Origin of the sequence: Lentzea cavernae, assembly GCF_014653695.1 — a bacterium.
In the GTDB taxonomy this organism is placed as follows: Bacteria; Actinomycetota; Actinomycetes; order Mycobacteriales; family Pseudonocardiaceae; genus Lentzea; species Lentzea cavernae.
The window spans coordinates 1-12,106 of sequence record NZ_BNAR01000002.1 but is presented as its reverse complement, the minus strand read 5'-3'; the positions used below and the strand labels follow the sequence as shown (position 1 = coordinate 12,106).

1 protein-coding gene is annotated in these 12,106 nt (G+C 70.5%); it reads left to right on the top strand.

Annotation, left to right across the window (positions count from 1 at the left end; genetic code table 11):
* Window positions 1-636: 636 nt before the first annotated feature.
* Window positions 637-12,106, top strand: an 11,470-nt coding sequence (locus tag IE307_RS06005) for a non-ribosomal peptide synthetase (RefSeq protein WP_191296541.1), incomplete at its 3' end; no start/stop codon positions are given.

Genomic DNA, 12,106 nt, shown 5'->3' with positions numbered 1-12,106 from the left:
CGGTCCGGGAATGGTGTCTGAGCACGTGTTCGGCCATCTCAATTGGTAGGCGAAAACTTCTCGCAATTACCAAACTCCGGACGAATGCGGACGAATTCGGTGCATGTGTGATACGGGGCACAGAGTTTCGTCACACCGCGTGTTTGACCGCGTGCTGCACGTGACACCGGTTGTGATCACCCAATTGGCCTATAAGCGGATTGATGAAATTTATATGAGCGCAATTGGGCTGTTCGGCGGATTCGTGCTGGTCTGAGCCCTGGTTAATCTGCGGTTGTCGCTTCGGCGGCTCTGGGGGCTTCTTTGGGGTGGGGTGCTTTCGTCGGCCCGCTGATTCGCGTGCGCGTCTCGTGAATTCGTGGTATCGGCGGATGACGCAAGGGGGTTTTCATGGCCGTTGTCCGAGAATTCACGTACAAGTCGCGCGCGGGATCGCACCCGCACAGGTGCGGCGTCGGCGATCCGTTGATCTCCGAACGCCCCTGAGCGGACGATCTGATCCCGCCGGCACCTCCGTGCCCGGCCGCAGTCCACGAGCACGGACTTCAAAAGGTGCTCCTTCACCCGCTGTATCTGTGACTTCAGCGGTCTCTCTGTCCCGTTGTGTCGGGGCCATCAGCAATGAGGAGCGTTTCAGTGGTTGAGCGGCGCGTGCCCGGCGTCCGGTACTCGCTGACGGCGGCGCAGGTGGACATGTGGCTGTCCGCCGAGTTGCTCGGGGACACCCCCGAGTTCAACCCGGCCCAGTACGTGGTCCTGCGCGGAGCCGTCGACGAGGAACTCCTGCGGACGAGCGCTCGTGTCGCGGCCGGGGAGACCGATGCCTACCGGCTGTTCTTCGGCGAGCACGCGGACGGCTCGCCCTGGCAGGCGTTGACCGGCGAGCTTCCCGCCGACGTCCTGCCCCTGGTGGACCTGCGCGGCGAGACCGATCCCGCCGGTGCGGCACGGGCGTGGATGCACGCCGACGGCGCCCGCCCGATCGACCACCGCACGGCACCGCTCTGGCGCTGGGCGCTGCTGCGCGTCGCCGACGCCGAGCACTGGTGGTACCACCGGGCGCACCACCTGATCTCCGACATCTTCACGTTCAGCCTGCTCACCCAGCGCGTCGCGGAGGTGTACTCCGGCGAGCACAGGCCCCGCTACTTCGGTTCGTGGGCCGACGTCGTGACCGAGGACGAGGCCTACCGGCGCTCCGCCGACCGCGAGGCCGACGAGCGGTACTGGCTCGACTCCGTCGCGGAGGTGCTGCGGGGCCGGCAGGACGAACGCCGTCCCGAACGGCAGCGGCCGTCACGGCGGCGCACGATCGCGGTCGGCGCGGCGCTGCGCGAGGCCGTCCTGGAACGCTCGGCCGAGCTGGGCCTGCGCGTCCCGCACTTCCTCGTCTCCGCCTTCGCCGCCTACCAGCGGCAGCTGACCGACCGCGACGACGTGGTGTTCAGCCTGCCCACGGCCTCCCGCCGCAGTCCGCTGTCCCGCTCCACCCCCGGCCTGCTCGCAGGCGTCGCACCCGTGGTCCTGCACCTGCCGGACGACGTGACGGTCCGCGAGCTGACCGGCGCGACCACCGCGCGGCTGGCCGAGATCACCGCCAGGTCGCGGTACCGCGGCGAGGACCTGGCCCGGCTGCTCGGGGTCACCGGCAACGGCGCCTGGTTCGGGCCGACGCTCAACGTGGTCGACTTCAACCGGTCGCGGAGCTTCGGTCCCGGCGTGCACGCCGACGTGCCCCGCAACCTCGCGGTCGGCCCGATCCGCGACCTCACCGTCACCACCTACGGCTGGTCGCACGGCGATCAGGCGTGGATGGACGTCGACGTCGAGGACGGCGTGGCCGCCGGCGCCGAGCTGGCGTTGCACGAGGAACGGTTCCTGGAGGTGCTCGACCGGCTCGCGCGCGGTCCGGTCGACGGCGCGCCCGCTCCGTCCACTGTGGACCTGGGGCTGACCCGCCGCTGGGGAGCGGGGGCGGCGCAGGGCCTGACCTCGACCGTTCCCGACCTGATCGCCGGTGGCGGTGCCGACCGGCTCGCGGTCGTGTGCGGTGAGGACCGGCTCACGTTCGGCGAGCTGGGTTCCCGTGCCGACGCGCTCGCAGGCCGGCTCCAGCACGCCGGGGTGGCGGTGGAGTCCGCGGTGGCGGTGCTGGTGCCGCGCGGGCTCGACCTGGCCGTCGCGTTCCAGGGCGTGCTGCGGTCCGGTGGTGTGTACGTGCCGGTCAACCCGGGTCTGCCCGCTGACCGGCTGGCGTTCCTGCTGGCCGACGCCGGCGCGACGGTCGCGGTCACGACCCCGGCTCTGGCCGGTGAGCTGGCCGGGTTCGCCGGGGAGGTGCTGCTGCTGGACGACACGTCCGCGGTCGTCGAACCGGTGCCGGTGCGCATCGACCCGAACGCGCTGGCGTACGTGGCTTACACGTCGGGTTCGACGGGACGGCCCAAGGGCGTGGCGGTGACGCACGCCGCGTTGTCGTCGTACGTGGCGGGCTGGAGCCAGGCGCTCGAACCGCTGGGCGGGCCCGGCACCGTGCTGTCGATGTCGGGCCCCGGGTTCGACGTCTCCATCGGGGACATGACGCGGGCGCTGGCGTTCGGGCAGACCGTGGTGTTCCTGCCGCACGACGAGGTCGTGTCGGTCGAGTCCCTGCACCGGACGCTGGCCGACCACGCGGTCGAGGTCGCCGAGATCGTGCCCGGCATGCTGCTGCGCGACCTCGCCGCCCACTGCCGCGAGGCCGGTCCGGTCGAGTCGTTGCGCCTGGTCATCTCCGGCACCGACATGTGGACCTACGACGCACTGGTGTCGGCTGTCGAGGCCGTGGCACCGAATGCCTTGCCGGGCAACGTCTTCGGCGTGACCGAGGCCGCGATCGACTCGATCTTCCACCCCGTCGTGGCGCGGCCGGAGCACGAGGGCGAGGTGGTGCCGATCGGCGGTCCGCTCGCCGGTGTCAGCACGTTCGTCGTGGACGGGTCGTTGCGGCCGGTGCCGGTGGGCGTCGAGGGTGAGCTGCTGGTCGGTGGCGCCGGTCTGGCACGGGGGTATGCCGGCCGCCCGGACCTGACGGCGGAACGGTTCCTGCCCGACGTGTTCGGCGGGTCGGGCGGCCGGTTGTACCGCACGGGTGACCGGGCGCGGTGGCGCGCGGACGGGGAGCTGGAGTTCCTCGGCCGGGTCGACGAGCAGGTGAAGATCCGCGGCTACCGGGTGGAGCCCGGTGAGGTCGAGGTCGTCATCGGTGACCACCCGAACGTTCGTGACGTCGTCGTGGTGGCCCGGGACGGCGGCCCTCACGGCGGTAAGCGCCTGGTGGCCTACGTGGTGGCCGAGGACTCCGAGGTCACCGGTTCGGTGCTGCGCTCTTGGCTGCGCGAGCGGGTGCCGGACTACCTGGTGCCGTCGGTGTTCGTCGCGCTGGAACGGTTGCCGCTGACGCCGAATGGCAAGGTCGACCGTCGTGGTCTGCCCGACCCGGAGCCCGAGACCGCGGAGGTCTACGAAGCGCCTCGAACGTCCACTGAGGACGCTCTGGCCTCGGTGTGGGCGCAGGTGCTGGGCTTCCGGCGTGTCGGCGTGCACGACAACTTCTTCGAGCTCGGCGGCGACTCGATCCTGAGCCTGCAGATCGTGGCGCGTGCTCGTGCTGCGGGGCTCGGTGTCGACGTGGCCGACGTGCTGTCGCACCAGACCGTCGCCGAACTGGCGGCCGTCGTGCGCGACACCCCCGCGGTGACGCTGGCGGAGCAGGGCGTGGTCACCGGGCCGGTGCCGTTGACGCCGATCCAGCACTGGTTCGTGGCGCAGGACGTCGAGGACCGGGACCACTGGAACTGGTCGGGCGTGTTCGAGCTGGCACCGGGCACAGACCCGGTTCGGTTGGGTCAGGCGCTCGACGTACTTGTGGCGCACCATGACGCGTTGCGGATCCGGTTCTCGGCTGATGGTCAGCACAACGCCGGGATCGAGGCCGCTGACCTGTTGCGGGTCGTCGAGGGTTCCGTGGACGTGGCCGCCGAGATGACGGCGGCGCAGAAGTCGTTGCGCTTGGCGGATGGTCCATTGCTCGCGGCTGTGTACTTCGATCGCGGTGACGAGCCCGCGTGGCTTGGCTTGACCGTGCATCACCTCGTGATGGACGGGGTGTCGTGGAACGTCTTGTTGGAAGACCTCGACACCGCGTACCGCTCGGAGGAGCTGGGTCCGAAGACCACCTCGTTCCAGCAGTGGGCCGAGCAGCTCCAGTCGTTCGACGCGAGTGCTGAACGGGAGCACTGGACGGCGGCGACCTCCGGTGTGGTCGCGCTGCCGGTCGACGGCGACGGGCCCAACGACGAACGTTCCGCGCGGATCCACACGACGCTGCTGGACGCCGCGACGACCGCCGCGTTGCTCGGTGACGCGCACAAGGCTTACCGCACGCAGGGCAACGACCTGCTGCTGTCGGCGTTGGTGCGCACGCTCGGCCCGTGGGCCGGTACCGACGAGCTGACCATCGACCTGGAGAGCCACGGTCGTGAGGCGATCGCGGACGGGGTCGACCTGTCGCGCACGGTCGGGTGGTTCACGTCGATCTTCCCGGTGCGGCTGAGCCGGCACGAGGAGCTCGGCGCGACCGTGAAGGCGGTCAAGGAGCAGCTGCGGGCGGTGCCGCGTCGTGGCGTGGGCTACGGCTCCCTGCGCTGGTTGCACGGAGAACTGGCCGACGCGCCAGAGCGTCCGGTGCTGTTCAACTACCTCGGATCCGGTGCAGGAACCGGGGATCTGCTGCGGCGCGAACTGCCCGTGGCGTTGCGAGGCGCCGCGACGGCCGGTCGTGGCACGCGGTCCCACGTGCTGAACCTCGAGGTGACCCGCACCGCCGACGGGCAGCTGCAGGTCGAGTGGCACTACAGCGCGGACCTGCACGAGGACGCGACCGTCGAGCGGCTGGCCGCGACCTACCGGCGCGAGCTGGAGGCGCTGGTCGCGCACTGCCGGTCCGGGGTTTCGGGCCTCACGCCGTCGGACTTCCCGTTGGCGTCGCTGGCGCAGGGCGAGGTCGATCGACTGGCGGCGCGGTTCCCGGCTCTGGCGGACGTGTACCGGTTGGCGCCGGTGCAGTCGGGCATGTTGTTCGGTGTCGTCGGTGCTCCCGCCGAGGACGGCCTCTACTGGGGCCAGGGGATCTACGAGCTCACCGGGACCGTGAACGCCGACCGGCTCGCCGGTGCCTGGCGGACGGTGATCGCGCGCCAGGCGGCGTTGCGCAGCGGGTTCGTGTGGGAGGGTGTCAGCGAGCCGGTGCAGGTCGTGCTGGCCGACGTCGACGTGCCGCTGCAGGTGCACGACTGGTCCGACCTCGACGCGGAGACCCAGCACGCCCGGTTGCGGGAGTTGCTGGCGCAGGACCGGGCGCTGGGCTTCGACCTCGCCGCGCCGCCGTTGACGCGCCTGTACCTCGTCGACCGGGGTCTCGGGCAGCACTGGCTGGTCTGGGGGCTGTACCAGGGTCTGTGCGACGGGTGGAGTCTGCCCGTTGTCCTGGATGAGGTTCTGACCGCCTACGACGGTGCGTCGCTGGCTCCCGCACGGTCCTACCGCGAGTTCATCGCGTGGCTGGACGGACGCGACCCCGGCGAGTCGGAGTCGTTCTGGCGGTCCTATTTGGACGGATTCGAGGCGCCCACCCCGTTGCCGGTGGACCGGTTGGCCGCCAACCACTACGCGCAGGACCGGCGGCGCACGCACCTCGACGCGGACGTGACCGCGGGGCTGGTCGAGCTGGCCCGGCGTGAGCGCGTGACGTTGTCGGCGGTGGTGCAGGCCGCGTGGGCCAAGGTGCTGTCGGCGTCCTCGGGCGAGGACGAGGTGGTCTTCGGCCTGACCGTGTCGGGCAGGCCGCCCGAGCTGGCCGGGGTCGAGTCGACCGTCGGCCTGTTCATCAACACGCTGCCGGTGCGGACCGCCGTGCCCGCGGACGTGCCGTTCACGTCGTGGCTGCGCGAGCTGCGGGACAACCAGGCGGCCGTGCAGCGGTTCGAGTACACGCCGCTGGTGGACGCGCAACGCTGGTCCTCGGTGCCCGGTGGGCGTGCGCTGTTCGACAGCATCGTCGTGCTGCGCAACTACCCCGGTGGCCAGAGCCGCGTCGCCGACTTCGAGCTGTCGCCGTTGCTCGACTCGGTGGAGCAGGGCAACTACCCGCTCACGTTCGCCGTCGACGTCGAGGCCGAGCTCAAGATCGAGGCCGAGTTCTCGACGGCCGCGTTCGACGCCGTGACGGTGGAGCGCGTCCTCGACCAGCTCGTGGTCGTGCTGACCGCCGTCGTGCGGCAGCCGGAGCTGGTCGTGCGGGACGTGCCGTTGCAGCGCCCGGAACAGGCCGCGGCGCTGGTGGCGTGGGGCGAGAGCCGCGAGCCCGCCACCGAACGGCCGGTGCCCGACCTGATCGACGACTGGGCGCGGATCTCGCCCGAGGTCGCGGTCGTCTGCGGCGCGGAGAGCCTGACGTTCGCCGAGCTCGGTTTCCGGGCGGAGGCGCTGGCCGGCCGGCTGCAGCAGGCAGGCGTGGTGGTCGGGTCTCGGGTCGCGGTGCTGGTGCCGCGCGGGGTCGAACTCGCTGTCGCGTTCCAGGGCGTGCTGCGCTCCGGTGGCGTGTACGTGCCGGTCAACCCCGGGCTTCCCGCTGACCGGCTGGCGTTCCTGCTGGCCGACGCCGGCGCGACGGTCGCGGTCACGACCGCGGCTCTGGCCGGGGAGCTGGCCGGGTTCGCCGAGGTGCTGGTGCTGGACGACTCGCCGGGCTTCGGCGCGCTGCCGGTGCACATCGATCCCGAGGCGTTGGCGTACGTGGCCTACACGTCGGGTTCGACGGGGCGGCCCAAGGGTGTCGCGGTGACGCACGCGGCGCTGTCGTCGTACGTCGCGGGCTGGCGGGAAGGGCTCGCCGACCTGGGCGGTCCGGGCACGGTGCTCTCGATGTCGGGTCCCGGGTTCGACGTGTCGATCGGGGACATGACGCGGGCGCTGGCGTTCGGCCGGACCGTGGTGTTCCTGCCGCACGACGAGCACGTGACGGTGGAGTCGCTGCACGAGACCTTGGTGGACCACGAGGTCGAGGTCGCGGAGATCGTGCCGGGCATGCTGTTGCGCGACCTGGCCGCGTACTGCCGTGAGGCCGGGCCGGTGAAGTCGCTGCGCCTGGTGATCTCCGGTACGGACATGTGGACCCACGACGCGCTCACCACGGCGGTGGCCGAGGTGGCGCCGAACGCCGTGCCGGGCAACGTGTTCGGTGTGACCGAGGCGGCGATCGACTCGATCTTCCACCCCGTGGGTGAGGACCACCCCGCCGCCGTGGTGCCGATCGGCACGCCGATGGCCGGGGCTCGGGCCGTGGTGGTCGACTCGGCGATGCGGCCGGTGCCGGTGGGTGTTCCCGGTGAGCTGCTGGTCGGTGGTTCGGGTGTGGCGCAGGGGTACGTGGGCCGGCCGGACCTGACGGCGGAACGGTTCGTGCCCGACGTGTTCGGTGGCCCGGGCGGCCGGTTGTACCGCACGGGTGACCGGGCGCGGTGGCGTGCGGACGGCACGATCGAGTTCCTGGGTCGTGTGGACGAGCAGGTGAAGATCCGCGGTTACCGGGTGGAGCCCGGTGAGGTCGAGGTCGTCATCGGTGATCACCCCGGTGTGCGTGATGTCGTTGTGGTGGCACGGGATGGTGGCCCTCACGGTGGCAAGCGCTTGGTGGCTTACGTGGTGGCCGAGGACTTCGAGGTCACCGGTTCGGTGCTGCGTGCGTGGTTGCGCGAACGCGTGCCGGACTACCTCGTGCCGTCGGTATTCGTTGCGCTGGAACGGTTGCCGCTCACGCCGAACGGCAAGGTCGACCGCCGCGGGCTTCCCGAGCCGGAGCCGGAGACCGTCGCCGAGACGTATGTGGCTCCCCGGACCGCTGTCGAGGAGACGCTCGCGGCGGTGTGGAGCGGGGTTCTGGGTGTTGAACGCGTTGGTGTGCACGACAACTTCTTCGAGCTCGGTGGCGACTCGATCCTGAGCCTGCAGATCGTCGCCCGTGTCCGCGCGGCGGACCTGGGTGTCGACGTGGCGGACGTGTTCGCCCACCAGACGGTCGCGGAACTCGCGCTCGCCGTGCGGGAGACGCCCGTGGTCTCGCTGGCGGAGCAGGGCCTGGTCACCGGACCGGTGCCGTTGACGCCGATCCAGCACTGGTTCGTGGCGCAGGACGTCCCGGACCGCGACCACTGGAACTGGTCGGGCATGTTCGAACTGGCACCCGGCACCGATCCTGAACGACTGGGTCAGGCGCTTGATGTGCTCGTGGCGCACCACGACGCGTTGCGGATCCGGTTCTCGGCCGATGGTCAGCACAACGCCGGGATCGAGGCCGCTGACCTGTTGCGGGTCGTCGAGGGTTCCGGGGACGTGGCCGCCGAGATGACGGTGGCGCAGAAGTCGTTGCGGCTGAACGACGGTCCGCTGCTCGCCGCTGTCTACTTCGATCGCGGTGACGAGCCCGCGTGGCTCGGTCTGACCGTCCACCACCTCGTGATGGACGGGGTGTCGTGGAACGTCTTGTTGGAAGACCTCGACACCGCGTACCGCTCGGAGGCGCTGGGGCCGAAGACGGCGTCGTTCCAGCAGTGGGCCGAGCACCTGCTGGAACTCGATGCCGGCGGCGAACGCGACCACTGGGCCGCGGCGACCTCGGACGTGGTCGCGCTGCCGGTCGACGGCGACGGCCCGAACACCGAGGCCTCCGGCGCCGTGGTGACCACGTGGCTCGACGCCGACACCACCGCCGCGCTGTTCGGCGAGGCGCACAAGGCTTATCGCACGCAGGCCAACGACCTGTTGCTCGCCGCTCTCGCGACCGTGCTGGGGGAGTGGGCGGGCACCGGCCACGTCACCGTCGACCTGGAGAGCCACGGCCGCGAGGACCTGGACCTGTCGCGCACGGTCGGGTGGTTCACGTCGATCTTCCCGGTGCGGCTGGACCGGCACGAGGACATCGGCGCGACGGTGAAGTCCGTCAAGGAACAGCTGCGCTCGGCGCCCCGACGTGGTGTCGGCTACGGCGCCTTGCGGTGGCTGCACGGCGAGTTGGCCGGTGCTCCTGAGCGTCCGGTGCTGTTCAACTACCTCGGCGCTTTCGACGCCGTCGACTCGCACGGCCTGATCCGCCGCGAACTTCCCGCCGATTTGGCGGGCCCGATGCAGGGTTCTGGTGGGACGCGGGCCTACCCGTTGCAGCTCGAGGTGGTGCGCGCGGCCGACGGCCGGCTGCGCATCGACTGGCTGCACAGCACGAACCTGCACCTCACCGGCACCGTAGAGCGGGTTGCGGCCCGGTACGTCGAGGCGTTGCGCGCGCTGGTGGCGCATTGTCAGTCCGGTGCGTCGGGCTTCACCCCGTCGGACTTCCCGTTGGCGTCGCTGGAGCAAGGCGACGTGGACGGGCTCGCCTCCCGCTATGCGTTGGCGGACGTGTACCGGTTGGCTCCGGTGCAGTCGGGCATGTTGTTCGGTGTCGTGGGTTCGCCGGTCGACGGCCTTTACTGGGGCCAAAGCGTGTACGACTTGGCCGGTCCTCTTGACGCCGACCTCTTGGCCGACGCCTGGCGGACGGTGATCTCACGGCACGCCGCGTTGCGCAGCGGGTTCGTGTGGGAGGGCGTCAGCGAACCGGTGCAGGTCGTGCTGGCCGATGTCGACGTGCCGCTGCAGGTGCACGACTGGTCCGAGGTCGATTCGGAAGCCCAGCACGCGCGGCTTCGTGAGCTGCTGGCGCAGGACCGGGCGCTGGGCTTCGACCTCGCCGCGCCGCCGTTGATGCGGTTGTACCTGGTGGATCGCGGCGAGGGCCGGTTGTGGCTGGTGTGGGGGCTGTACCAGGGCCTGTGCGACGGGTGGAGTCTGCCCGTCGTGATGGACGAGGTCCTGGCCGCTTACGACGGTTCGTCGCTGGCTCCGGTGCGGTCGTACCGCGAGTTCATCGCGTGGCTGGACGGGCGCGACCCCGACGAGTCGGAGTCGTTCTGGCGGTCCGCTCTGGACGGTTTCGAGGCGCCGACCCCGTTGCCCGTGGACCGGTTGGCCACCAACCACTACGCGCAGGACCGCCTGAAGACGAGGCTGTCCGAGGGCGTCACCGCCAAGCTGGTCGAGTTGGCTCGCCGCGAGCGCGTCACCTTGTCGACGGTCGTGCAGGCGGCGTGGGCCAAGGTCCTGTCCGCGTCCTCCGGCGAGGACGACGTGCTGTTCGGGCTCACCGTGTCCGGCCGACCCGGCGACCTGACCGGCGTGGAGTCGATCGTCGGTCTCTTCATCAACACCCTGCCGGTGCGGACCGCCGTGCCCGCGGACGTGCCGTTCACGTCGTGGCTGCGCGAGCTGCGGGACAACCAGGTCGCGCTGCAGCGGTTCGAGTACACGCCGCTGGTGGACGTCCAGCGCTGGTCGTCGGTACCGGGCGGCCGTGCGCTGTTCGACTCGATCGTCGTGTTCGGCAACTACCCCCACCGCGAACTGCCGGACGACCTGGCCGAGGTTCCCGACGGCTACGCCTCCGTCGACTCGGTGGAACAGGGCAACTACCCGCTCACGTTCGCCGTCGACCTCGAACGCACGCTGCGCATCGAGGCGGAGTTCTCGACGGCCGCGTTCGACTCGGCCACCGTGGCGCGGATCCTCGACCAGTTGGTGGTCGTGCTGACCGCCGTCGCGGAACGGCCCGGGCTGGCCGTCGCCGACGTGCCGTTGCAGCGTCCGGAGCAGGCGGCGGAGCTGGTGGCGTGGGGTGAGACCCCCGTTCCGGCTGCCGAGGCGTCTGTGCCGGAGCTGATCCGTGGCTGGGCGGGCGACGGCGTTGCCGTGGTGTGCGGTGACGAGCGGCTGACGTTCGCCGAGCTGGACGCCCGTGCGGACGCGTTGGCAGGACGGCTCCGGCAGGCCGGGGTGACCGTCGAGTCGCCGGTCGCCGTACTGGTGCCGCGCGGGATCGAACTGGCGGTCGCTTTCCAGGGTGTGCTGCGCTCTGGCGGCGTGTACGTGCCGGTCAACCCTGGGCTTCCGGCTGAGCGGCTGGAGTTCCTGCTGGCGGATGCCGGTGTGGTCGCGGTCGTGACGACCACGGATCTGTCCGGGTTCTCCGGTGAGGTGTTGCTGGTCGATGACGTGGCTGAGGCTTCTGGGGAGGTTCTTCCGCCGGTCGACCCCGATGCGTTGGCGTACATCGCTTACACCTCGGGTTCCACGGGGCGTCCCAAGGGCGTGGCCGTCACGCACAGCGCTCTTTCGTCCTATGTGGCCGGTTGGCGTGACGGTTTGGCCGCACTGGGCGGGCCTGGGCCGGTGTTGTCGATGTCGGGTCCTGGGTTCGACGTGTCGATCGGTGACATGACGCGGGCGTTGGCGTTCGGGCAGACGGTCGTGTTCTTGCCGCACGACGAGCACGTGTCCGTCGAGTCGTTGCACGCCACGTTGGTAGAGCATCGGATCGAGGTCGCGGAGATCGTCCCGGGCATGTTGCTGCGTGACCTGGCCGCGCATTGCCGGATCGCAGGCCCGGTCGAGTCGCTGCGGTTGGTGATCTCGGGTACGGACATGTGGACGCACGACGCGCTTGTCACCGCTGTTGCGGAGGTGGCGCCGAATGCGGTGCCGGGCAACGTGTTCGGTGTGACCGAGGCGGCGATCGACTCGATCTTCCACGCGGTCACGGAGGACCACCCTGCCGCTGTGGTGCCGATCGGCACACCGCTGGCCGGTGCGCGCGCTGTCGTCGTCGACTCGGCGATGCGGCCTGTTCCCGTCGGCGTTCCCGGTGAGCTGCTGGTCGGTGGCGCCGGTGTGGCGCGCGGCTACCTGGGGCGGCCCGACCTCACCTCCCTCCGGTTCGTTCCGGACGTGTTCGCCGGTTCTGGTGGGCGTTTGTACCGGACGGGTGACCGGGCGCGGTGGCGTGCGGACGGGACGATCGAGTTCTTGGGTCGTGTCGATGAGCAGGTGAAGATCCGCGGTTACCGGGTGGAGCCCGGTGAGGTCGAGGTCGTCATCGGTGATCACCCCGATGTTCGTGATGTTGTTGTGGTGGCTCGTG